Origin of the sequence: Streptomyces olivochromogenes (assembly GCF_001514115.1) — a bacterium.
Lineage (GTDB): Bacteria > Actinomycetota > Actinomycetes > Streptomycetales > Streptomycetaceae > Streptomyces > Streptomyces olivochromogenes.
Window position 1 is genome coordinate 526870 of record NZ_KQ948452.1, and the last position, 23557, is coordinate 550426.

The 23557-nt window shown below is 70.7% G+C and carries 17 protein-coding genes; 10 read left to right on the plus strand and 7 right to left on the minus strand.

The genetic code is table 11. The features are described from left to right. Window positions 1-29: 29 nt before the first annotated feature. The 3 genes from AQJ27_RS08275 to AQJ27_RS08285 form a co-directional block, all read right to left on the minus strand. Complete coding sequence (locus tag AQJ27_RS08275) at window positions 30-1250, minus strand: branched-chain amino acid ABC transporter substrate-binding protein (protein WP_067363982.1); 1221 nt, start codon at window positions 1248-1250, stop codon at window positions 30-32. A 941-nt stretch (window positions 1251-2191) separates the two neighbouring features. Continuing rightward, window positions 2192-2677 (minus strand): PaaI family thioesterase, encoded by a 486-nt coding sequence (locus AQJ27_RS08280; protein ID WP_067363985.1) that lies wholly within the window; start codon window positions 2675-2677, stop codon window positions 2192-2194. Between the two features lie 54 nt (window positions 2678-2731). Further along, entirely contained in the window at window positions 2732-5011 is a 2280-nt protein-coding gene (locus AQJ27_RS08285) for an FdhF/YdeP family oxidoreductase (RefSeq protein ID WP_067363988.1), read from the minus strand. A 122-nt stretch (window positions 5012-5133) separates the two neighbouring features. Between AQJ27_RS08285 and polA the strand changes: the two genes are divergently transcribed. Then, window positions 5134-7863, plus strand: coding sequence for a DNA polymerase I (polA, locus tag AQJ27_RS08290; protein WP_067363991.1), 2730 nt, complete (start codon window positions 5134-5136; stop codon window positions 7861-7863). A 913-nt stretch (window positions 7864-8776) separates the two neighbouring features. Beyond that, a complete protein-coding gene (locus AQJ27_RS08295; protein ID WP_096239799.1) occupies window positions 8777-9739 on the plus strand; it encodes a serine hydrolase in 963 nt (320 codons plus the stop codon). On the opposite strand, the gene AQJ27_RS08300 is transcribed toward AQJ27_RS08295, so the two are convergent. After that, entirely contained in the window at window positions 9660-10514 is an 855-nt protein-coding gene (locus AQJ27_RS08300; protein WP_067363994.1) for a DUF4184 family protein, read from the minus strand. The genes AQJ27_RS08295 and AQJ27_RS08300 overlap by 80 nt on opposite strands. Window positions 10515-10770: 256 nt before the next feature. On the opposite strand from AQJ27_RS08300, the gene AQJ27_RS08305 reads away from it, so the two are divergent. The 3 genes from AQJ27_RS08305 (at window position 10771) to pgfA (ending at window position 13806) form a co-directional block, all read left to right on the plus strand. After that, the gene (locus AQJ27_RS08305) at window positions 10771-12486 is read left to right on the plus strand and encodes a lytic transglycosylase domain-containing protein (protein WP_067363997.1); all 1716 of its coding nucleotides are present in this window, start codon (window positions 10771-10773) and stop codon (window positions 12484-12486) included. A 153-nt stretch (window positions 12487-12639) separates the two neighbouring features. Further along, entirely contained in the window at window positions 12640-12774 is a 135-nt protein-coding gene (locus AQJ27_RS55550) for an SPW_0924 family protein (RefSeq protein ID WP_107096558.1), read from the plus strand. Window positions 12775-12813: 39 nt separating this feature from the next. Next, window positions 12814-13806: a cell envelope lipid trafficking protein PgfA gene (pgfA, locus tag AQJ27_RS08310; protein ID WP_067364000.1), complete on the plus strand. Its 993-nt coding sequence runs from the start codon at window positions 12814-12816 to the stop codon at window positions 13804-13806. Here the strand turns inward: pgfA and hrpB are convergent. Continuing rightward, on the minus strand, window positions 13796-16366 hold the full coding sequence (gene hrpB / locus AQJ27_RS08315; protein WP_067364003.1) for an ATP-dependent helicase HrpB: 2571 nt from the start codon (window positions 16364-16366) through the stop codon (window positions 13796-13798). The genes pgfA and hrpB overlap by 11 nt on opposite strands. Window positions 16367-16370: 4 nt before the next feature. Continuing rightward, window positions 16371-17252, minus strand: a complete 882-nt coding sequence (locus tag AQJ27_RS08320) for a class I SAM-dependent methyltransferase (protein WP_425275191.1) — start codon at window positions 17250-17252, stop codon at window positions 16371-16373. A 337-nt stretch (window positions 17253-17589) separates the two neighbouring features. On the opposite strand from AQJ27_RS08320, the gene rpsA reads away from it, so the two are divergent. The 5 genes from rpsA to AQJ27_RS08345 all read left to right on the plus strand — a co-directional run bounded on the left by rpsA (window position 17590) and on the right by AQJ27_RS08345 (window position 23141). Beyond that, the gene (gene rpsA, locus AQJ27_RS08325) at window positions 17590-19089 is read left to right on the plus strand and encodes a 30S ribosomal protein S1 (RefSeq protein ID WP_067364006.1); all 1500 of its coding nucleotides are present in this window, start codon (window positions 17590-17592) and stop codon (window positions 19087-19089) included. A 306-nt stretch (window positions 19090-19395) separates the two neighbouring features. After that, window positions 19396-20922 carry a flavin monoamine oxidase family protein gene (locus tag AQJ27_RS08330; RefSeq protein ID WP_096239819.1) on the plus strand — a complete coding sequence of 509 codons (1527 nt, stop codon included), beginning with the start codon at window positions 19396-19398 and terminating at the stop codon, window positions 20920-20922. 147 nt (window positions 20923-21069) lie between these two features. Continuing rightward, the gene (locus tag AQJ27_RS08335) at window positions 21070-22008 is read left to right on the plus strand and encodes a PAC2 family protein (protein ID WP_060898459.1); all 939 of its coding nucleotides are present in this window, start codon (window positions 21070-21072) and stop codon (window positions 22006-22008) included. 93 nt (window positions 22009-22101) lie between these two features. Further along, window positions 22102-22710, plus strand: coding sequence for a dephospho-CoA kinase (coaE, locus tag AQJ27_RS08340; protein ID WP_067364012.1), 609 nt, complete (start codon window positions 22102-22104; stop codon window positions 22708-22710). 50 nt (window positions 22711-22760) lie between these two features. Beyond that, window positions 22761-23141: a tetratricopeptide repeat protein gene (locus AQJ27_RS08345; protein WP_054235974.1), complete on the plus strand. Its 381-nt coding sequence runs from the start codon at window positions 22761-22763 to the stop codon at window positions 23139-23141. Between the two features lie 45 nt (window positions 23142-23186). Here the strand turns inward: AQJ27_RS08345 and AQJ27_RS08350 are convergent, their stop codons facing one another. Further along, complete coding sequence (locus AQJ27_RS08350) at window positions 23187-23453, minus strand: DUF6343 family protein (protein WP_179436611.1); 267 nt, start codon at window positions 23451-23453, stop codon at window positions 23187-23189. Between the last annotated feature and the right edge of the window lie 104 nt (window positions 23454-23557).

The following is a 23557-nucleotide window of genomic DNA, read 5'->3' on the forward strand; positions in this document are numbered from 1 at the left end:
GGAGTTGGCTGAAGCCAGCTGGGATCGGATCAGCCGTTGAACGTGCCGCTCTTGACGGCCTTCCACTTGCCGCTGACGACCTGGTAGACGGTGAGCTGCTTGTTGGTGGTGTCGCCGTACTCGTCGAAGGAGACGGGGCCGGCGATGCCCTCGAACTTCGTCTTCTGGACCTCGTCCACGATCTTGGCGCGGGCGCCGTCGGGGACCTTGCCGTCCTTCACGACGTTGGCGATCGCCTTGATGATGGCGGTCGCGGCGTCGTAGGAGTAGCCGCCGTACGTGCCGTAGTCGCCCTTGAGGCCGGAGGCCTTGTACTTCTTGATGAAGTCCGCGGCGGAGGGCAGGGAGTCGACGGGCTGGCCGACCGAGGTGACCAGGTCGCCCTCGGAGGTCTTGCCGGCGGTCTGGATGTAGGTGTCGCTGAACATGCCGTCACCACCGAACAGCGGGACCTTGACTCCGCCGTCCTTGAGCTGCTTGGTGAGCTTCTCCGACTCGTCGTACTGGCCGCCGTAGTAGACCAGGTCGGCCTTGGACTTCTTGATCTTGGTGACGAGGGCGGAGAAGTCGGTGTCGCCGGTGTTGACGTGGTCCTCGCCGGCGACCTTGCCGCCGTTCTTGGTGAAGCCGGCCTTGAACAGCTTGGCCAGGCCCGCGCCGTAGGTCTGCTTGTCGTCGACGACGAAGACGTTCTTCTTCTTGAGCGTGGTGGACGCGTACTCGGCCGCGAAGCCGCCCTGGAGGGCGTCGGTGGTGGCCGTGCGGAAGTACGTCTTGAACGGGCGCGACTTCGAGGTCTGCCAGTTCTTGCCCTGGGTGAGCTCGGGCGCCGTGTTGGAGGGCGAGACCTCGACCAGGTTGGCGGCCGCGAAGACCTGCTGCATCTGGGTGGCGACACCGGAGTTCAGCGGGCCGACGACGCCGAGGACCTTCTCGTTGTTGACGAGAGCGGTGGCGTTCTGCTGGCCGCTGGCCGGGATCGCCTTGTCGTCGAGCGCCTGGACCTTGAAGGTCACGCCGGGGACGGTGTTGTTCTTGTTGGCGTCGTCGACGGCGATCTGTACGCCGCCCTGGATGCCGAGGCCGGTTGCGGAGTTCTGACCGGTCAGCGGAGCGTCAACGCCGATGATGATCTCGGTCTTGCTGCTGCTGCTCTTGTCCCCGCTGTCGTCACGCGAACCGCAGGCGGTCAGCGTGAGTGCTCCGGTGGTGAGCACGGAGGTGAGTATGACCAAAGAACGCTGTCGCACGTTGAATCCTCTCCCTGGCGCAGCAGCCCTGCTGAGCTGCCGTGTGTCTCGCCGGGCCGTACTGGGTGAAACCGAGCCGTGCTGCAGACGCGCCCGGCGGCGCGGTGACTGGCCGTGACTCTAAGCCTGTCTGTGGGCCCGGGCATCGCCGTGGGCTGGCTTGTGACTTTCTTGTTATGACGTGCCGGTTGATGGGCTTCAGGGACGGGTATTCTCGGCCGATTTGGCGGAAATTCTTCTCGTTCCACATGTTGAGAATCCGCACTTCCGGTTGCGCGTGGGGGAAGGTCGCGGTCGGGTGCCGTCGCAGGTCGCGTGGAGTCGCCGGGAGAGGTCGCGGGAGTACGAGCCGTCGAAGAGGGAACTCCGATGCCGTATTGCGTGCGTGTTACGCAGCGTTACGTCGAGAAAAGGAAACTCGGAGTTCGGTCGGCGTGCACGGTATTGGGCGCATCGGGTGCGGTCCGGGCGTGCAGGCTCGTGAAGGCGCGCTAAGTCACCTGAAAGAGTGGTGAGTTGCCGCTGATTTCCGATAACTCCGGCTTATTGGAGCGCGGTTGCGGCGGGCGGGGGCGGGCGCGGCGTGCGGGGGTGTGTGGGGGCGTGCGGAAGGAGTATGTGGGGGGTCGGGGCCGGGGCGGAGGTATCCGTCCTCGGTCGGGCGCGGAATCGGTCGGTCCCGGAAGGGGCCGGTGTTGACGCGCCAGCCGCTGCGGGCGGACACCTCCGCCCCGTCCCCTGCCCGCCGTCCCCGACTGCCGGTGAGTAGGGGGCAGTTGTCTCCTGCCCCCTTGGCCGTGGTACCCGACTGCCGTTGAGCGGGGGGCAGTTGTGTCCTGCCCCCTTGGTCGTCGTACCTGACTGCCGTTGAGTGGGGGCAGGTGTCTGCGGCCCTTGCTCGTCGTACGCCGGTGCCGGGGAGTGGTGGGTGGGGGTGGGGGTCAGGCCTTGCGTACGTGGGCGGCGTCGGTGGGGTTGACGTCGCGCAGGAGGCAGGTGAGGCGGGCGGTGCAGACGCGCTTGTCGTTGTCGTCGGTGATGACGATCTCGTACGTCGCTGTCGTGCGCCCGCGGTGTACGGGGGTGGCCACGCCGGTGACGAGGCCGGAGCGGGCGCCGCGGTGGTGGGTGCAGTTCAGATCGACGCCGACGGCGATCTTGGAGCTGCCGCCGTGGAGCATGGAGCCGACCGAGCCGAGGGTCTCCGCGAGGACGGCGGAGGCGCCGCCGTGCAGGAGGCCGTACGGCTGGGTGTTGCCCTCCACCGGCATGGTGCCGACGACCCGGTCCGCGGAGGCCTCGACGATCTGTACGCCCATGCGGGAGCCGAGGTGGCCTGCCGAGAAGAGGGCGGGCAGGTCGACGCCGAGTGCGGCGTACTCGTCGATGACCTCTTGCGGGAACTTCACTTGACTCTGCTCGCCCATGGGGGCCGGCTCCGATCGTCGTCGATCTCTCTGGCTGACTGGCTGAGCAAACGCTCAGTCGGTGGCCGATTGTTCCAGACGGACCACGACGGACTTGCTGGCCGGGGTGTTGCTGGTGTCCGCGGTGGCGTCGAGCGGGACGAGGACGTTGGTCTCCGGGTAGTACGCGGCGGCGCAGCCGCGGGCGGTCGGGTAGTGCACGACACGGAAGCCGGCGGCGCGCCGCTCGATGCCGTCCTGCCATTCGCTGACGAGGTCGACGTACGAGCCGTCGGTGACGTTCAGCGCGCGGGCGTCCTCGGGGTTGACGAGGACCACTCGGCGGCCGTTCTTTATGCCCCTGTAGCGGTCGTCGAGGCCGTAGATGGTGGTGTTGTACTGGTCGTGCGAGCGGAGGGTCTGGAGGAGGAGGCGGCCTTCGGGGAGCTTCGGGTACTCGACGGGCGCGGCGGTGAAGTTGGCCTTGCCGGTGGCCGTGGGGAAGCGGCGTTCGTCACGAGGGGCGTGGGGGAGGGTGAAGCCGGCAGGGTCGGCGATGCGTGCGTTGAAGTCGTGGAAGCCGGGGATCACGCGCGCGATGCGGTCGCGGATCGTGGCGTAGTCCTTCTCGAACTCCTCCCAGGGGGTGCGGGAGGAGTCGCCGAGCACGCGGCGGGCGAGGCGGCAGACGATGGCCGGCTCGGACAGGAGGTGCTCGCTCGCGGGCGCCAGACGGCCGCGTGAGGCGTGGACCATGCCCATGGAGTCCTCGACGGTCACGAACTGTTCGCCGCTGCCCTGGAGGTCGCGCTCGGTCCGTCCGAGGGTGGGCAGGATCAGGGCGCGGGCGCCGGTGACGACGTGGGAGCGGTTGAGCTTGGTCGAGACGTGCACCGTGAGGCGGGCGCGGCGCATGGCGGCCTCGGTGACCTCGGTGTCGGGGGAGGCGGAGACGAAGTTGCCGCCCATGGCGAAGAAGACCTTGGCGTCGCCGTCGCGCAGGGCGCGGATGGCCCGTACGACGTCGTAGCCGTGCTCGCGGGGCGGGGCGAAGCCGAACTCCTTCTCCAGGGCGTCCAGGAAGGCCGGGGCGGGGCGCTCGAAGATGCCCATGGTGCGGTCGCCCTGCACGTTCGAGTGGCCGCGGACCGGGCAGACGCCCGCGCCGGGACGGCCGATGTTGCCGCGCAGCAGCAGGAAGTTGACCACTTCGCGGATCGTGGGCACGGAGTGCTTGTGCTGGGTGAGGCCCATGGCCCAGCAGACGATGGTGCGCTGGGAGGACAGGACGAGGCGGAGCGTCTCGTCGATCTCCTCGCGGGTGAGGCCGGTGGCGGTGAGGGTCTCGTCCCAGTCGGCGGCGCGGGCGGCGGCCGCGAACTCCTCGTAGCCGTGGGTGTGTTCGGCGATGAAGTCCTCGTCGACCGCGCCCTCGGTCTCCAGGACGAGCTTGTTCAGGAGGCGGAAGAGGGCCTGGTCGCCGCCGAGGCGGATCTGCAGGAACAGGTCGGTGAGGGCGGCGCCCTTGAGCATGCCCTGGGGGGTCTGCGGGTTCTTGAAGCGCGCCAGGCCCGCTTCGGGCAGCGGGTTGACACTGATGATCTTCGCGCCGTTGGCCTTGGCCTTCTCCAGGGCGGAGAGCATGCGCGGGTGGTTGGTGCCGGGGTTCTGCCCGGCGACGATGATCAGGTCCGCCTTGTAGAGGTCCTCGAGCAGGACGCTGCCCTTGCCGATGCCGATGGTCTCGGAGAGCGCGGAGCCCGAGGACTCGTGGCACATGTTCGAACAGTCCGGCAGGTTGTTCGTGCCGAGCTCGCGGGCGAAGAGCTGGTAGAGGAACGCGGCCTCGTTGCTCGTGCGCCCCGAGGTGTAGAAGAGGGCCTCGTCGGGGGAGCCGAGGGCGGCGAGCTCCTCGGCGACGATGTCGAAGGCGCGCTCCCAGGAGACCGGCTCGTAGTGGTCGGCGCCCTCGGGCAGGTACATGGGGTGGGTGAGGCGGCCCTGCTGGCCGAGCCAGTAGCCGCTGCGGCCGTGCAGGTCGGTGACCGGGTGCGCGGCGAAGAAGTCCGGGGTGACCCGGCGCAGGGTGGCCTCCTCGGCGACCGCCTTCGCGCCGTTCTCGCAGAACTCCGCCGTGTGCCGGTGCTCCGGCTCGGGCCAGGCGCAGCCCGGGCAGTCGAAGCCGTCCTTCTGATTGACGCGCAGGAGGGTCAGCGCGGTGCGCTTCACCCCCATCTGCTGCTGGGCGATGCGCAGGGTGTGTCCGATGGCGGGCAGCCCGGCCGCGGCGCGCTTCGGCTCGGCGACCTGCGGCGCGTCCTGGACCGGATCGCTCTTGGGCGGCTTGCTGGCCATCACGGGACCCCTTCGCGTGCACGTATGAAGTACGTCGGCGATCCTCGCATGCGCCGGTGACGACGAGGGTGGCCGGTCCCGGGAGGTCCGCACTGTCAGTGGGGCGTGCGAGGATCGGGGGCGTGGCAGAAACAGCATCGAAGAAGACCGAGAAAACCGCAGGTACGGGCCGTCCGCGGCTGATGCTCATGGATGGGCACTCGCTGGCGTACCGCGCGTTCTTCGCGCTGCCCGCGGAGAATTTCACGACCGCGACGGGTCAGCCGACGAACGCGATCTATGGTTTCGCGTCGATGCTGGCGAACACGCTGCGTGACGAGGCGCCCACGCATTTCGCGGTGGCGTTCGACGTCTCGCGCAAGACGTGGCGCTCCGAGGAGTACACGGAGTACAAGGCGAACCGTTCGAAGACCCCGGACGAGTTCAAGGGGCAGGTCGAGCTGATCGGCGAGCTGCTGGACGCGATGCACGCGCAGCGGTTCGCGGTCGACGGCTTCGAGGCCGACGACATCATCGCGACGCTCGCCACGCAGGCCGAGGCCGAGGGCTTCGAGGTCCTGATCGTCACCGGTGACCGCGACTCCTTCCAGCTGGTGTCCGAGCACACGACGGTGCTGTACCCCACGAAGGGCGTCTCCGAGCTGACCCGCTTCACTCCGGAGAAGGTCGTCGAGAAGTACGGGTTGACGCCGGCGCAGTACCCCGACTTCGCGGCGCTGCGCGGCGACCCGTCGGACAACCTGCCGGGCATCCCCGGCGTCGGCGAGAAGACGGCCGCGAAGTGGATCAACCAGTTCGGTTCGTTCGCGGATCTCGTCGAGCGCGTCGACGAGGTCAAGGGCAAGGCGGGGCAGAACCTCCGCGACCACCTGGAGGCGGTGAAGCTCAACCGCCGTCTCACGGAGATGGTGAAGGACGTCGAGCTCCCGAAGACGGTCACCGACCTGGAGCGCGCGGCGTACGACCGTACGGCGGTCGTGATGGTCCTGGACACCCTGGAGATCCGCAACCCCTCCCTGCGTGAGCGGCTCTTCGCGGTCGACCCCGGGACGGAGGAGGCCGAGGCGGCCGCTCCGGTCGTCGAGGGTGTCGAGCTCGACGGGGCGGTGCTGGGTGCGGGCGAGCTGAAGCCGTGGCTCGCCGAGCACGACGGCAAGGCGGTCCTGGGTCTGGCGACCGTCGACACGTGGGCGCTGGGTTCGGGGTCGGTGGCCGAGGTCGCGCTGGCCGCGGCGGACGGGGCGGCGGCGTGGTTCGACCCCTCGCGGCTGGACGGGGCCGACGAGAACGCGTTCGCGAAGTGGCTCGCCGACCCCAAGAAGCCCAAGGTGCTGCACAACGCCAAGGGCGCGATGCGGGTCTTCGCCGAGCACGGGTGGACGATCGAGGGCGTGTCCATGGACACCGCGCTCGCCGCGTATCTGGTGAAGCCGGGCCGCCGCTCCTTCGCGCTGGACGCGCTGTCCCTGGAGTACCTGGGCCGGGAGCTGGGGCCCGCCGCGGCGGCCGACGGTCAGCTGGCCTTCGGCGCGGACGACCAGGCCGAGGCCGAGGCGCTGATGGTGCAGGCCCGCACGATCCTCGACCTGGGCGAGGCGTTCGGCGAGAAGCTGGCGGAGGTCGGCGCGGCCGAGCTGCTGCGCGACATGGAGCTGCCCACGTCGGCGCTGCTGGCCCGGCTGGAGCGGCACGGCATCGCGGCGGACCGGGCGCACCTGGAAGCCATGGAGCAGATGTTCGCCGGCGCTGTGCAGCAGGCGGTGAAGGAGGCCCACGCCTCCGTCGGGCACGAGTTCAACCTCGGCTCGCCCAAGCAGCTCCAGGAGGTCTTCTTCGGCGAGCTGGACCTGCCCAAGACGAAGAAGACGAAGACCGGTTACACGACGGACGCGGACGCGCTGGCGTGGCTGGCCACGCAGACCGACCACGAGCTGCCGGTCATCATGCTGCGCCACCGTGAGCAGGCCAGGCTGCGGGTGACGGTCGAGGGCCTGATCAAGACGATCGCCGCGGACGGCCGCATCCACACCACGTTCAACCAGACGGTGGCCGCGACGGGCCGGCTCTCGTCGGTGGACCCGAACCTGCAGAACATCCCGGTCCGTACGGAGGAGGGCCGCGCGATCCGCCGCGGCTTCGTGGTCGGTGAGGGCTTCGAGTCCCTCATGACGGCCGACTACAGCCAGATCGAACTGCGCGTGATGGCCCATCTGTCCGAGGACGAGGGCCTGTTGGAGGCGTTCACGTCGGGCGAGGACCTGCACACGACGGTGGCGTCACAGGTGTTCTCGGTCGAGCGTTCGGCGGTCGACGCGGAGATGCGACGCAAGATCAAGGCGATGTCGTACGGCCTTGCCTACGGGCTGTCGGCGTTCGGTCTCTCCCAGCAGCTGAACATCGACGCGGGTGAGGCGCGTGCGTTGATGGACACGTACTTCGAGCGGTTCGGAGGCGTACGGGACTATCTGCGCCGCGCGGTCGACGAGGCCCGCGCCACGGGCTACACGGCGACGCTCTTCGGGCGCCGCCGCTATCTGCCCGACCTCAACAGCGACAACCGGCAGCGTCGCGAGGCCGCCGAGCGCATGGCGCTCAACGCCCCCATCCAGGGCACGGCAGCGGACATCGTCAAGATCGCGATGCTGAACGTGGACCGGGCGCTGCGCGAGGCCGGGCTCAAGTCCCGCATGCTCCTCCAGGTCCACGACGAAATCGTCCTGGAGATCGCTCCCGGAGAGCGGGCCAGGACCGAGGAACTCGTCCGTCGCGAGATGGCGTCCGCCGTTCATCTCCGGGCGCCCCTCGACGTCTCCGTCGGCGCGGGCCCCGACTGGGAATCCGCAGCGCACTAGCCCCCGGCGAACGAGCCCCTGCAACCCCGGCCCAGGGTCCCGACCCTGCGACCCCGGCCCAGGGTCCCGACCCTGCGACCCCGGCCCAGGGTCCCCACCCTGGAACCCTGGCCCAGGGGCCCAGCGCCGGGCCGGTCCCGGTCTCGGGTCCCGGTCCCCGGTCTCGGGCGTCGCGTCCCGGGTTCCGGTTCCGGCCTCGGTCCCGGTTCCGGCCTCGGTCCCGGTTCCGGCCTCGGTCCCGGTTCCGGCCTCGGGCCCGGGTCCGGCGTGGGCCTCAGCCCCGGCGTCGGTTCCGGCCTCGGGGCCCGGTCCCGGGCGGGCCCCGGCTGTGGGTCTCGGCCCCGGCGCCGGGCCGATTCGGTTCGGTTCGGTTCCCGGGCGGCGCTGGTCGTGGCTCCGCTCGCTCCCGGCGTCGGGTGCCCTGCGTGCGGATTGTGCGCCGGTGTGGACAGATGCCCCACCCCGCTCCGGGGAAGCCCCCGCCCGTAGGGCACCCCCCTCGCCGCCGCTTGCGGCGCAAGCCGTCCCGCGCTCCGCCGCGCGAGCCGCCCGCGGGGAAAGTGGCCCCCGCTCTGTCGTGCCAGCCGCCCGCAGGGAATGTCCGCCTCAGCCCCGTCGCGCGCTGCCCGCAGGGAAAGTCGCCCCCCGCCGCCCCGTCGTGCCAGCCGCCCGCAGGGAATGTCTGCCTCAGCCCCGTCGTGCGCGCTGCCCGCAGGGAAAGTCGCCCCCCGCCCCGTCGTACGCGCTGCCCGCAGGGTGGTGTTCTTTCGTTGGTCGCCCGTAGGGCATGGGCCCTCTCCGGTGGGCCGGAGGTGCAGGGTGAGGGGGCTCTGTTCAACCCCCGGAGGGAACCGTCACTCGCGTGGCCCTCGGAAAGACGCCCTCCGTGCAAGGGGACCGTAAGGATGCGGGCATGGGTACAAGCATGCTCAACCGTCGCACGGCCATGGCCACAGCCGTCGTCTCGGCGCTGCTCGCGCCGGTACCCGCGGTGGCCGCGAGCGCGAGCACCGCCCAGGTGCCCGCGGCCTGCCGTTCCACCCGCAACCCCGAGCTCGCCGCCCGGATGTCCCGCGACATCGGGGCGGCCCTGTCGTCACGCCAGGGCACCGTCGCCGTGGCGGTGCGCGACGACAACAGTGACCTGACCTGCTCCTTCGCGAGTGAACGTCAGTACGACTCGGCGAGCGTCGTCAAGCTCACGATCATGGAGGCCACCCTGCGCCGCGCGGACATGCTGCGGCGCACCCTCACGAACTGGGAGCGCGCCAACGTACGCCCCATGATCACGATCTCGGACAACACCGCGACCCAGCATCTGTGGAACGACCTGGGCCGCACCTACCTCGGCCGTTTCCTGGACCGTGTCGGAACGCGCCGCACCGAGCTCGGCCCGGCCGGCTACTGGGGCCTGACCCGCACCACGGCCGACGACCAGATGCGGCTGCTGGGCGTGCTCACAGGTGCCCGTTCCTTCCTGAAGAACCGCGCCTACGGCCTGAAACTGCTCAGCCAGGTCCGTGACGACCAGCGCTGGGGCGTCCCCGCCGGCATGCCGCGCGGCCTGCAGGCGCACATCAAGAACGGCTGGCTGCCCCGGTCCACCCACGGCTGGCGCGTCCACAGCGTCGGTGTGTTCACCGGCTCCCACCGCACGTACCGCATCGTCGTCCTGTCGCACGACAACCCGACGATGGGGTACGGGGTCCGCACCATCGAGCGCATCGCCCAGGCCGTCCACCGCGGCCTCAGCCGCAGGCGCGGCGCCGTCCAGGGGCTCACTCCGGAGAACAGGATCAGCGAGGTGTCGGACGGTTCGGCGCCGCGCGGACCGGTGCGGGGCTGGGACGGGCCGGAGCGGGGCGCCACACCCTGACCCCGACGGCGTACAGCGCGAGGCCGAGCACGAGACCCGCTCCCGCGCCGAAACAGAGCGCCGGGATCAACTCCCAGGGCTTCGCGCGGGTGCCCCAGTAGGCCCACCAGCGTGACGCCCGCTGCACGGCGCCCATCAGCCCGCAGCCGCCGATGACGGCGGCGGCCAGCCACCGGTCGGAACGCGAGAGCACCGGCACCCCCACCGGTTCGGCCGAGGGCGCCCGGCGCAGCGCGACGCTCACGAAGGCCACGATCACGACGGCCCCCACCAGCGAACTGCCGTACTGCGCGTAGGTGAACACCGGCGTGCCGTCGGCGTTCCTCGACAGGACGGGGACCAGCCGAACTCCCCACCGGTCGTGGTGCGTGAACGCGTCCCACACGACGTGTGTCAGCGCGCCGAGCACCGCGGAGGCGTACCACCACAGTGCGGCCGAGGAGCGCACCGGCCCGCGCGGTGTCCCGCAGCGCAGCAGAGTCGCGGGACCGCCCTGACGGGCCCGTGGCAGCAACGCCACCAAGGGTTCGCGCAGTATCAGCCAGGCACCCACCAACGCGCAGGCGACGAGTACGTCGAAGGTGAGGACACCCGTGAACGAGTGGGTGAAGTCGCCGAACTCCATCGCTCCGGGGACCACGCTCGCCGCGTAGTAGGTCATGTCGGGGGCGAAGGAACCGGCCACGAGTGCCGCGGGCGCGAGGCGGCCGCGGCCGCTTCCGTCGCCGCGCAGGGCGGGCAGTACGGCCGCCGCGTGGCTGAGGGTGAAGGGCAAAGCGTCCCCCTGTGGCAGACGGTGGTCTGATATGTCGGCCCCGGTGATCTCCGGCGCCCAGTATGAGGGACGTATGAAAATGTCCGCGGGCTCCACCCCGCGGTGCGTGTTCTCTTGGACAATCCCACATGGCCAACCGGTGAAAATCGGGCACGAACGGGTGCCCGGGCGACGGAAGTTGTCGTAGGGTCGCCTGGGTCACTGAGCCAGCGAACGCGCGGTGCGCGGGCGGTCGTCCACGGGAGGGGTTCACTCAATGGCGGCGCATTTCGGCAGACTGCGCAAGGGAGCGACGACCACCGCCGTGGCCGCGGTCGCGGTCGCGGCCCTGTCCGCTTCCCAGGCACCCGGAGTGACCACCGACGACCTCGGCAGACAGGCCGCCGGCGCCGCCCAGCCATCGGGGGACGCGAACACCGGCGGCGAAGGCGGCGGCGCGACCGGCGACTCGCCGTACTACACCGACCTTCCGCCGCTGAAGAGCCCCAACCCGAGCCCGTCGGCGAGTCCGACCACCGGCACGACCGTCTCCGTGGGCGAGGCCGAGGCCGGCATACCCGCGACCGTCCTCGACGCCTACAAGAAGGCCGAGGCCGAGCTGCGCGCCTCCAAGCCGGGCTGCAACCTGCCCTGGCAACTCCTCGCCGCCATCGGCAAGGTCGAGTCAGGCCAGGCCCGCGGCGGCCGGGTCGACGCGAGCGGTACGACGTACTCGCCGATCCTCGGCCCCAAGCTCGACGGCAACGGCTTCGCGCTGATCGCCGACACCGACAACGGCGCGTACGACGGCGACCCCGCCTACGACCGGGCCGTGGGCCCCATGCAGTTCATCCCCTCCACCTGGGAGTGGGCAGGCCGCGACGGCAACGGCGATGGCAAGAAGGACCCCAACAACGTCTACGACGCGGCGCTCGCGGCCGGCCACTACCTGTGCCGGTTCGACCGGGACCTGTCCGTGCAGTCGCAGATGAACGCCGCGATCCTGAACTACAACAACTCGACGGAGTACCTCAACACGGTTCTGTCGTGGCTGGAGTACTACCGCAAGGGCACCTACGAGGTCCCGGACGGCACGGGCACCCTGCCCTCGCACAGCAGCAACAGCGACCCCGGGGCGAGCCCCAGCCCGTCCACGCCCGCGACACCGAGCACGCCGAGTACGCCGAGCACACCGAGTACGCCGAGCACCCCCAAGCCGGGCAGCGGCGGCTCGACGAGCCCCACCCCGAAGCCGCCCGCGCCGAGTTCGCCCGCGCCGAGCCCGACGCCTCCCACGCCCACCCAGACGGTGGACCATCTGGAGGACGCGGACACCGGGAAGCTCACGGCGACGGCGGGCAGCGCCTTCGGCGCCAAGGTCGCCGTGCGGGCCGAGTCCAAGGCGAGCAAGGGTGTGGCGAAGGTCCGGGTGCGATTCACGATCATCGGTGACACGGACGCCACGTTCACCGGCGGCGAGAGCGTCGCCACGGTCGTCACCGGCAGCGCGGGCACGGCCACCGCGCCCGCACTCGTGGCGGGGGAGAAGGCCGGCGACTTCACCGTGCGCGCCACCGTCGTGGGCCGCGTGCTGGGCGGCCTCGACTACACGGCCACCGTCACCCCGCGCCAGGCCGACACCCTCACCCGCACCGGCGACACCGCGCTGACCTGCGTGCCGGGCGGCGAGTTCGCCGACCAGGTCGAGCTGAAGGCCACCTACAAGGGCGCCGTCGCGGGCAAGGTCGCGGCCACCGCGACGCTCATCAAGTCGGCGGACGACCCGACCGAGAACGACAAGGGCCCGTACTTCAAGGACGCGGACGGCAAGACGATCCGCACCCTCACGGACCTCACGACGGACGCCGACGGCGTGCTCAAGCTCCCCAAGCTGTACGCGGACGACGCGACCGGCACGTTCCTGCTCCGCGTCAACACCACGGGCGGCGCGGTGCTGACGGTCGAGTTGAAGGTCGCCGCGGCCGCCTCGTAGGCCGTACGCGCGTCAAGGGCGCCCCTCCGCCGACAGGCGCAGGGGCGCCCTCGTTCGTGTGCGCAATGTGTTCTCATCTCGCCCCGCCGTTGCTACGGTGCCGGATCTGACGAGGTATCAGTTCTCGATCCGCCGTCCCCCGGGAGGCCCCGCATGCGCGCCCTCATCGCCGCCGCGACCGGTCTCGCCGTGGCGTTCGCCCTGGTGCTCACGATCACGGCCATGGGCTCACCGGCAGGCAAGACCTCGCCCAAGCCGCTGCTGACGACCGTGCCCGCGCACCCGTAGCGCTCAGGGCATCCGCAACTCTCAGGGAGGGACGCCGAGATGCGTCGCAAGGCCAGCCTGATCCTGCTCGCCTTCGCCGTGTTCTTCGCGGCGCTGTCCCCGCTGCTGCGCTGGTACGCCTTCCCGCGGCTGGCGAAGATCCCCGCCAACCAGTACCAGGACATGGTCCTGGAGGCGAGGGACGCGACCCTGCTCGACTACGGCACCATGCAGGCCAAGAAGGTCCCCGAGGTCACCATCGTGCAGACCCTGAAGGGCAACGTCGAGGCCTCCGACCGCATCGAGAGGACGGCGGGCCGCGACGTCGTCGTCTGGGACAGCCTCTCCTATGTGCAGGGCCCCGACGGGAAGATGGTCTCCAAGCTCCCTGAGCGCTACATCTTCGACGCGCACAGCCAGGACCCCGTCCACGCCACCGGCGAGTCCGTCGACGGCGACCCGGTCACACGCGAGGGCATCGAGTTCAAGTGGCCCTTCCACACGGAGAAGCGGGACTACGAGTACTTCGACGCGCAGACCCGCACCTCGGCCCCCATCCACTACAAGGGCACCCATACCTTCCGCGGCGTCAAGGTGTACTACTTCGAGCAGACCATCCCCTGGACGAAGGTCAAGTTCCCCAAGGTCATGCCGGTCCAGGGCATCACCCCGGAGTCGGTCGCCAAGACGGGCACGACACGCTGGTACACGACCGTCCGCAAGTTCTGGGTGGAACCGGTCACCGGGGCGCCGGTCTACGGCGAGGAGATCCACAAGGAGGAGCTGCGGGGCGGCACCCTCCTCGGGGACCGCGACAAGGTGACCGCCTTCGCCGGGCACGTGAAGATGCGCGAGGACTACATCAAGCACACCGTCGCCCTGGTCAAGTCCAACCGCACCCTGATCCTGCTGCTGACGTCGTATCTGCCGTGGGGCTTCCTGCTCCTGGGCGCGGCTCTGCTGTCCCTCTCCCTCTACCTGGAGGCGCGCAGCCGCCGCCCGGGCGACCCGGCCCCCACGGAGGCGGCGGAACCGGAGCCGGTCAACGCCTGAGCCGCGCGTTCGTGTGCCGGGTGGGCTCGGCGGTGGCCGGGTCCTCGGGCCACGGATGCTTGGGGTAGCGGCCCCGCAGCTCCGCCCGCACCGCCTTGTACCCGTCCTTCCAGAAGGAGGCGAGGTCGGCGGTGACGGCGGCCGGGCGCCCGGCGGGCGAGAGCAGATGGACCAGTACGGGCACCCCGGCGACGGCCGGTGACTCGTGCAGCCCGAACATCTCCTGCAGTTTGACGGCGAGCACCGGCTGCTCGGGGTTGGCGTAGTCGATCCGGATCCTGGACCCACTGGGCACCTCGATCCGCTCGGGCGCGAGCTCGTCCAGCCGGGCGGCGTCTCCCGTGGCCCAGGGCAGCAGCCGGTTCAGCGCCTGCCCGGCGTCGATCCGCGCCAGATCGGCCCGCCGCCGGGCACGGCCGAGCTCGGGCTCCAGCCACTCGTCCACGCGCGCGTGGAGCGCGTCGTCGGACACGTCGGGCCAGGGGGCGCCCAGGTGCAGCCGCAGGAACGCGAGCCGCCGCCGCAGCCCCTCGGCGTCCGGGGACCACCGCAACAGCCCGAACCCGTCCTCCCGCAGCCCTTCGAGCAACGCCTCCCGTACGAGCCCGGGGTCGGCCTTCTTCAGCGGACGCACCGCCAGCTCCACGGCCCCGAGCCGTTCGACCCGCCGCGCGACCACGTCGCCGTCGGCCCAGTGGACCTCGTCCCCCTCGGTGTGCAGGGGCGCCGCGGCCCGCCGTGCCGTCTCCTCGTCGACGACGGCGGCAAGCCGCACACGCGCGTGCCCGGCCCCGACGGGCCGATCGGCCACGGCGACCGCCAGCCAGGGCGCGCCGCGCAGTACCGAGCCGTCGCCGACGTCGGCACGGGTGCCGTTCAGCATGAGGTAGGAGCCGCCCTGCGCCTGCGCGAGCCGCTCGGGGAACGTCAGGGCAGCCACCAGCGCGACCACGCGATCGTCGCCGCCGCCGGCCGGCCACGGACCACCTTCGCGCCCGTCACCGCGGTCGCTGTCCCGGGCGGGTGGGTGGGAAAGTCCCGTCGACGCGGAGCGCAGGCGTCGGGATTCGGTGCGCCAGCGGGACGCGTAGGCGTCGCCGCCGCGTCGGGCCAGTCTCCAGGCCCCGGCCAGGTCGTCGCCGTACTCGCGGGGCGGCTCCTCGCTCAGGAGGGCGACCACTTCGGCGGCGCGGTCGGCGCCCACCACGGGGGCCGCGTCCAGCAGCGCCCGGGCGAGCCGGGGGTGCAGGCCCAGCCGGGACATGCGCACACCCCGTTCCGTGGCCCGACCGGCCGCGTCCACGGCACCCACCGCCGACAGGACGGACCGCGCCGCCGCCATCGCCCCGCCCGGCGGCGGGTCCAGGAGTGCCAGCCCCGTCGCCCCGGGGTCGCCCCAGCAGGCCGCCTGCAGGGCGAACGCCGTCAGGTCGGCCACCTTGATCTCCGGGGCGGGAAATCGCGGCAAACGGGCGTCCTCGGCCTCCGTCCAGCAGCGGTACACCCGCCCCGGCGCCTCACGCCCGGCCCGCCCCGCCCGCTGCCGCCCGGCCGCCTGCGAGGCCCGTACCGTCGTCAGGGCGCTCAGCCCGCGCGCGTGGTCCACCCGCGGCTCCCGCGCCAGCCCGGAGTCGACGACCACCCGCACCCCCGGAACCGTCAGGGACGACTCCGCCACGGAGGTCGCCAGGACCACCCGGCGCCGGCCCCCGGTCCCCGGTGACAGCACCGCGTCCTGCACGGCGGCGGGCGCCCGCCCGTGCACCTGCAGCACGTCGACCCGGCCGCCCAGATCTCCCAGCCCGCCCGCCACCCGCGCGATCTCCCCGACCCCGGGGAGGAAACAGAGGACGTCCCCCTCGCACTCCGCCAGTGCCCGCCGCACCACCGACGCGACATGCGTCAGCAGCGCCGGGTCGACACGCATGCCGTGCGGCGGCCGTACCGGACGTACCGGAGGCGCCCACTCGACCTCCACCGGATACGAGACGCCCTGCGCCGCGACGACGGGCGCGTCGCCGAGCAGCCGCGCCCACCCCGCCGCGTCCGTGGTCGCCGACGCCGCCACGAGCCGCAGCTCGGGACGGAGCGCGGCCCGTACGTCCAGGAGGAACGCGGCGACCGTGTCGGCGTCCAGATGACGTTCGTGGCACTCGTCGAGCACCACCACGTCGACGCCCGCGAGCTCCTGGTCCCGCTGGAGCCGTTGGAGGAGGACGCCCGTCGTGACGACCTCCACACGCGTGCGTGGCCCCACGACCCGCTCCCCGCGCACGGTGAACCCGACGCTCTCGCCGACCTTCTCGCCGAGCAGCCAGGCCATCCGCCGCGCCGCGGCCCGGGCGGCGATCCGCCGCGGTTCGGCGACCACGACCCGGCGCGCCGGCCGCCCGTCACCCAGGCCGCCGAGGAGTCCGGCGAGAGCCAGCGGCACGAGGGTCGTCTTGCCGGTCCCGGGCGGCGCCACGAGCACGGCGCTGCCGCCGTCCTCCAGGGCGTCGTCCAGGGCGGGCAGGGCGCCGCGTACGGGCAGCGCGTCCAGGGCGTCGTAACGGATCACCCGTTCAGTCTCGTACGCACACGAAGATCGCCGTACCGGGGATCAGGTTTCCGCGCAGCGGGGACCAGCCGCCCCACTCCTGGGTGTTCCAGGCGGGCCACTGCGGCTCGACCAGGTCCAGCAGCCGGAAGCCCCCGGCCACCACGTCCCGTACCCGGTCGCCGATCGTCCTGTGGTGCTCGACGTACACCGCGTGGCCCTCCTCGTCCTGCTCGACGTAGGGAGTGCGGTCGAAGTAGGAGGAGGAGACGGACAGGCCCTCGGGGCCGGGCTCGTCCGGGAAGGCCCAGCGGATCGGGTGCGTCACGGAGAAGACGAAGCGGCCGCCCGGGCGCAGCACCCGGTGGACCTCCTTCAGGACGCGCACCGGGTCGGCGACGAACGGCAACGCGCCGTACGCCGAGCACGCGAGGTCGAAGGAGCCGTCGGCGAAGGGCAGCGCGCCCGCGTCGGCCTCCACGAGGGGCACCCCGCCGCCTATGCGCAGCGCGTGCTGGAGCTGGCGGTGGGAGAGGTCAAGGGCGACCGGACGGGCGCCCTGGGCGGCCAGCCAGCGCGAGCACTGGGCCGCGCCGGCACCGATCTCCAGGATGTCCTTGCCCTTGAGGTCCTCCGGCGGGCCGAGCAGCTCGGCCTCCACCTCGTCGAGGCCCTCGGGGCCCCATACGAAACGGTCGTCCCCGAGGAACGTGCCGTGTTCTGTCTGGTAGTCGTCCGCGTTCCGGTCCCACCAGCCGCGGTTGGCGCGGGAGCTCTCCGTGACGCCGGCGTCGCGCCGGGTCGCCTCCGGCTCGGCGGGTTCGGGCTCCCGGACCTCGGAGTGTTCCGGTTCGTGGATCTGGGGCTCTTGGATGATCGGCTCCCTCGTATTAGTCTGCGGCTCCAACCGGTCTCGGGAGTGTCACGGCAGGGGTTCCCTATGGCCCGCGTGGCCTCGTGAGACAGGTTTTGTGCCGGGATTGCGGCGATCCGCCCCGGGTGTGCGCCTTCGCGCATTGACCCTGCCCGGCTGCCCCCGTATGCTACAAGTTGCGCTGCGGGCCTGCGCTCCTCAGACGTAGCAGGCTGCGCTCGCATCTGTATGTATGTCCCCTCGGTTTTCGAGGCGCCACCGGGTAACCGGGTTCGGCGCTTCCTTGGCTGTCCGGCTTCTACAGGGCGAAACGGGCTCCCGGCGTAAGCAGTACCTACGACTCTCTGTCCGTACCGGAGCCCTTTCCCACATGACGAGCAGCACCGAGACCACCGCCACCACTCCGCAGGTTGCGGTCAACGACATCGGTAACGAGGAAGCCTTCCTCGCCGCGATCGACGAGACGATCAAGTACTTCAACGACGGCGACATCGTCGACGGCGTCATCGTGAAGGTCGACCGGGACGAGGTCCTGCTCGACATCGGTTACAAGACCGAAGGTGTCATCCCGAGCCGCGAGCTCTCGATCAAGCACGACGTCGACCCGAACGAGGTCGTCGCCGTCGGTGACGAGATCGAAGCCCTTGTTCTCCAGAAGGAGGACAAGGAAGGCCGCCTGATCCTCTCGAAGAAGCGCGCCCAGTACGAGCGCGCCTGGGGCACCATCGAGAAGATCAAGGAAGAGGACGGCATCGTCACCGGTACCGTCATCGAGGTCGTCAAGGGTGGACTCATCCTCGACATCGGCCTCCGTGGCTTCCTGCCGGCTTCCCTCGTCGAGATGCGCCGTGTCCGCGACCTCCAGCCCTACGTGGGCAAGGAGCTCGAGGCCAAGATCATCGAGCTGGACAAGAACCGCAACAACGTGGTCCTGTCCCGCCGTGCCTGGCTGGAGCAGACCCAGTCCGAGGTTCGCCAGACGTTCCTCACCACCCTCCAGAAGGGTCAGGTCCGCTCCGGCGTCGTCTCCTCGATCGTCAACTTCGGTGCCTTCGTGGACCTGGGTGGCGTCGACGGTCTCGTGCACGTCTCCGAGCTCTCCTGGAAGCACATCGACCACCCCTCCGAGGTTGTCGAGGTCGGCCAGGAAGTCACCGTCGAGGTCCTCGACGTCGACATGGACCGCGAGCGCGTCTCCCTGTCGCTCAAGGCGACGCAGGAAGACCCGTGGCAGCAGTTCGCCCGTACGCACCAGATCGGTCAGGTCGTCCCGGGTAAGGTCACCAAGCTCGTTCCGTTCGGTGCGTTCGTCCGCGTGGACGAGGGCATCGAGGGTCTGGTCCACATCTCCGAGCTGGCCGAGCGCCACGTGGAGATCCCGGAGCAGGTCGTCCAGGTCAACGACGAGATCTTCGTCAAGGTCATCGACATCGACCTCGAGCGCCGCCGCATCAGCCTCTCGCTGAAGCAGGCCAACGAGTCCTTCGGTGCCGACCCGGCCTCGGTCGAGTTCGACCCGACCCTGTACGGCATGGCCGCGTCCTACGACGACCAGGGCAACTACATCTACCCCGAGGGCTTCGACCCCGAGACCAACGACTGGCTCGAGGGCTACGAGACCCAGCGCGAGGCGTGGGAGCACCAGTACGCCGAGGCGCAGTCGCGCTTCGAGCAGCACCAGGCTCAGGTCATCAAGTCCCGCGAGGCCGACGCTCAGGCCGAGGCCGAGGGTGCCACCTCCACGAGCGCGGCTCCGGCCGCCTCCGGTGGCGGTTCGTACTCCTCGGAGTCGGACGACACCTCCGGCGCCCTGGCGTCGGACGAGGCCCTGGCTGCGCTTCGCGAGAAGCTCGCCGGCGGCCAGAGCTGAAAGCTCACCGCTAGCCAGTAGCACGTGACTGCGGGCCCGCACCCTTCGGGGTGCGGGCCCGCAGTGCGTTTGCTCCCCATTCCTCCCCCCTTCGTCCCCCGGCCGTCCAGCGGGCCGCACATGTGCGGTTGCAGAAACGTGCGGGATACACGAGTAACTGACGGGCCGTAACCAGCCATTGGGAGGCTTCCCCGGTCGTTCAAGATCGAAAGGGGAGCCCCCGTCATGGCACAACCTCAGAGCGGTCCTGGCACGAGTCGGCGTTCCTTCCTGCGCAACGTGGGACTCACGGGCGGCGCGGGCACCATGCTCGCCACCATGGGAGCCCTCGGCCTCGCGCCCACGGCCGAGGCGGCCCAGCGCGAACAGCCCTTCCGCGCCCCGCAGCCGGGCGACTTCACCCTCACCGGCCGCGGCGCCGCCAAGGTGGTCATAGTCGGCGGCGGCATCGCAGGCCTGGCCTCCGCGTACGAACTCGGCAAGGCGGGCTACGACTGTACGGTCCTGGAGGCCAGAGGCCGCACCGGCGGCCGCAACTTCACGGTCCGCGGCGGCGACGCCACCACCGACCTCCACGGCACCACGCAGACGGCCCGCTTCAGCGACGGCCAGTACATGAACTGCGGCCCCGCCCGCATCCCCCAGTGGATGATCACCCTCGACTACTGCCGCGAACTCGGCGTACCCATCGAGGTGTTCACCAACGTCAACGCGGACGCGTACCTCTTCAACGAGTCCGCCGGGATGAAGAAGCCCGTGCGGTACCGCACGGCGAAGGCCGATGTGTACGGCTACGTCTCCGAGTTGCTCGCCAAGGCCACCGACAAGGGAGCCCTGGACAAGGAGCTGACCGCCACCGACCGGGAGAGGCTGGTCGAGTTCCTCAAGGACTGGGGGGAACTGGGCGACAAGCTGACGTACGAGGGCGGCGAGCGCCGCGGATACACGACCGTCCCGGCCGCCGCGGGCACCCCCGGAGTGCTCCTCGGTGACGTCCCGTCGGCCTCCGACGTCCTCGCGTCCGGCGTCGGCCGCTACTTCTCCTTCGAGTTCGGCTTCGACCAGGCGATGCTGATGTTCCAGCCGGTGGGCGGCATGGACCAGATACCGCGCGCGCTCACCAGGGCGATAGGCGAGCACCGCATCCGTACCGGGGCCGTGGTCTCCAAAATCACCGACAAGGGGAGCGGCGTTTCGGTCACTTACACCCAGGGAGGCCGTACGAAGGTGATCGACGCCGACTACTGCGTCGGCGCCCTCCCGCCCAACATCCTCGCCAGGATCCCGCACAACCTCGGCTCCGGTGTGCAGAGCGCCCTGGAGGCGATCACCCCCTCGTCGGCGGCGAAGATCGGGCTCGAATACCGTTCCCGCTGGTGGGAGCTCGATCACCACATCTACGGCGGTATCACCGAGACCGACCAGGACGTCACGCACATCTGGCACCCCTCGTACGGCTTCCACGGCGCGCGCGGCGTGATGATCGGCTACTACAACTACGGCGGTGACGCCGACTCGTACGCCGAGCTCACCCCCAAGGAGCGCGAGAAGCGCGCCGTGGCGGCCGGGGTGAAGATCTACGGTGAGAAGTACCGCACCGAACTCGCGTCCTCCTTCTCGCACCACTGGCGCCAGACACCGCATCTCGAGGCCGCCTGGCACAACACCCCCGGCGGCCCCGACGACGTCCGCTACAAATCGCTGAACGAGCCCACGGGGCGCGTCTACTTCGCGGGCGACTGGCTCAGCTACACCGACGCCTGGCAGCACGGCGCGTTCACCTCCGCCCGCAAGGCGGTCACCGCGCTGCACACACGCGTGCTGTCGGCGTAGGTATGCGGGGCGATCAACCCGGCGGGTGAGCCGAAGGGGCGCGCCCGTGCGCCCCTTCGGCGAACCGAGCCGTAAAAGGAGCGGTCCGGGGAATGCTCGCGATCCTGACCACGTTGTGGAGTACGAACACGAGGAGGAGCGGTCACAGTGCTTGATCCGCAGGGTTTGTACGCATGGGAGCCGAAGGGCCTGGCCGTGGTGGACATGGCACTCGCCCAGGAGTCGGCCGGTCTGGTCATGCTCTACCACTTCGACGGATACATCGACGCGGGTGAAACGGGCGACCAGATCGTCGACCGTCTGCTCGACTCGCTGCCCCACCAGGTCGTGGCCCGTTTCGACCACGACCGGCTCGTGGACTACCGGGCGCGCCGCCCGCTGCTGACGTTCAAGCGCGACCGCTGGACGGACTACGAGGAGCCCACGCTCGACGTGCGGCTCGTCCAGGACGCCACGGGCGCGCCCTTCCTGCTGCTGTCGGGACCCGAGCCGGACGTCGAGTGGGAGCGCTTCGCCGCCGCCGTCCAGCAGATCGTGGAGCGGCTCGGCGTCCGGCTGTCCGTGAACTTCCACGGCATCCCCATGGGCGTCCCGCACACCCGCCCCGTGGGCCTCACCCCGCACGGCAACCGCACGGACCTGGTGCCGGGCCACCGCAGCCCCTTCGACGAGGCGCAGGTCCCCGGCAGCGCCGAATCCCTTGTCGAGTACCGCCTCATGGAGGCCGGACACGACGTCCTGGGCGTCGCCGCGCACGTCCCGCACTACATCGCCCGCTCCCCGTACCCGGACGCGGCGCTGACGGTCCTGGAGGCCATCACGGGCGCCACGGGCCTGGTGCTCCCCGCCATCGCGCACTCCCTGCGCACCGAGGCGCACCGCACCCAGACGGAGATCGACCGGCAGATCCAGGAGGGCGACGAGGAACTCGTGGCCCTCGTCCAGGGACTCGAGCACCAGTACGACGCCGCCGCGGGCGCCGAGACGCGGGGCAACATGCTCGCGGAACCGGTGGACATCCCCTCGGCGGACGAGATCGGGTTGGAGTTCGAGCGCTTCCTGGCGGAGCGCGAGGGCGACGCGTAGGGCGGGGTGACGCCGTAGGGGGGCGACGCCCGTAGGGCGGCGGCTTCGGGGGCCGTGGGGGGCTCGTCACCGGCAGGCCCTAAGCTCTCGGTCATGCTGAAGGTTGGCCTGACCGGCGGTATCGGCGCCGGCAAGAGCGAGGTGTCGAGGCTGCTCGTGCGGCTCGGCGCGGTGCTGATCGACGCGGATCTGATCGCGCGGGAGGTCGTCGCACCCGGAACCCCCGGGCTCGCGGCCGTCGTCGACGCCTTCGGGCAGGACGTGCTCGCACCCGACGGCGGTCTGGACCGCCCCAAGCTGGGCTCGATCGTCTTCGCCGACCCGGAGAAGCTCGCCGTCCTGAACTCGATCGTGCACCCCCTGGTGGGCGCCCGCTCCCGCGAGCTGGAGAGTGCCGCGGCCGAGGACGCCGTCGTGATCCACGACGTCCCGCTGCTCGCCGAGAACGCCCTCGGACCGCTCTACGACCTCGTGGTCGTCGTCGATGCCAGCCCCGAGACCCAGCTCGACCGTCTCGTGCGGCTGCGCGGCATGACCGAGGCGGACGCCCGCGCCCGCATGGCCGCCCAGGCCACCCGCGAGAAGCGGCTGGGGATCGCGGACGTCGTCATCGACAACGACGTCCCCCTGGAGGAGCTGGAGGCGCGCGTTCGGGAGGTTTGGGCGGATCTCGTACGCCGGGCGTACGCCCGCAAGGAATAGCCGTCCTCGACCGGGGCGTTGAACCCGTTCAGCGAGGGAAGGACTCTGCCGTGCCCGAGACCAGCGGATCGACCGGACGTACTCCGGAGACGCATGTCATCGACTTCCGTGCCGCCGAGCAACTGCTCGCCGCGCGGGACCCGCGGGGTGCGGTGAAGCTGCTCGATCCAGTGATCGCCGCGCACCCGGAGAACACCGCCGCCCGACTGCTGCGCGCGCGTGCCTTCTTCGCCGCCGCGCAACTGCGCCCCGCCGAGCTGGAGTTCACGATCGTCCTGGAGCGCGAGCCGGACAACGCGTTCGCGCACTTCGCGCTTGCCCGCACCTATGAGCGCCAGCTTCGCCCGGACCAGGCGAAGCGGCACTTCCGGCTGGCGGCGGCGCTCGACCCGAAGCCCCAGTACCTGGAAGCGGCACGCTTCGACTCGTGAGTTGTGAGTCGTGACTCGTCGTAGTCGCAGCCGTCGCCGATCCCGCTATGGGTGACGGTGCTCCGGAGGCCGGTACGGCGGGATGTCGCGGCCCGGCTGGTAGTGCGGCCCCTGATGGATGTGGCGCAGGATCATGGTCATGTCGGCGGTGACGATCAGCCACAGCACCCCGCACGCGGCCGCCCAGCCGGGGCGTCCGACCAGCGCGAACGCGGCCGTACCGAAGATCGTCCAGACCAGGCCCCAGACACTCAGCCAAAAGCGCATGCGCAGCGCGCTGCGCGCCGTCGTCGGTTCACTGCCTGTACGCATACGGATCACTACTCCGTGACGCTGATCCGTGACCATCGCTCCTACTGAAAACGTACTCTTCGTCGTGCACGTTGACCAAGGGGCCGCGGAGAGCGAGCGGCGGC

Coding starts and splice junctions, on each gene's coding strand:
- AQJ27_RS08280 (WP_067363985.1), bottom strand. CDS start 2,677: ATGGGCGAGCAGAGTCAAGTGAAGTTCCCGCAAGAGGTCATCGACGAG.
- AQJ27_RS08285 (WP_067363988.1), bottom strand. CDS start 5,011: ATGGCCAGCAAGCCGCCCAAGAGCGATCCGGTCCAGGACGCGCCGCAG.
- AQJ27_RS08295 (WP_096239799.1), top strand. CDS start 8,777: ATGGGTACAAGCATGCTCAACCGTCGCACGGCCATGGCCACAGCCGTC.
- AQJ27_RS08305 (WP_067363997.1), top strand. CDS start 10,771: ATGGCGGCGCATTTCGGCAGACTGCGCAAGGGAGCGACGACCACCGCC.
- AQJ27_RS55550 (WP_107096558.1), top strand. CDS start 12,640: ATGCGCGCCCTCATCGCCGCCGCGACCGGTCTCGCCGTGGCGTTCGCC.
- pgfA (WP_067364000.1), top strand. CDS start 12,814: ATGCGTCGCAAGGCCAGCCTGATCCTGCTCGCCTTCGCCGTGTTCTTC.
- rpsA (WP_067364006.1), top strand. CDS start 17,590: ATGACGAGCAGCACCGAGACCACCGCCACCACTCCGCAGGTTGCGGTC.
- AQJ27_RS08330 (WP_096239819.1), top strand. CDS start 19,396: ATGCTCGCCACCATGGGAGCCCTCGGCCTCGCGCCCACGGCCGAGGCG.
- coaE (WP_067364012.1), top strand. CDS start 22,102: ATGCTGAAGGTTGGCCTGACCGGCGGTATCGGCGCCGGCAAGAGCGAG.
- AQJ27_RS08350 (WP_179436611.1), bottom strand. CDS start 23,453: ATGCGTACAGGCAGTGAACCGACGACGGCGCGCAGCGCGCTGCGCATG.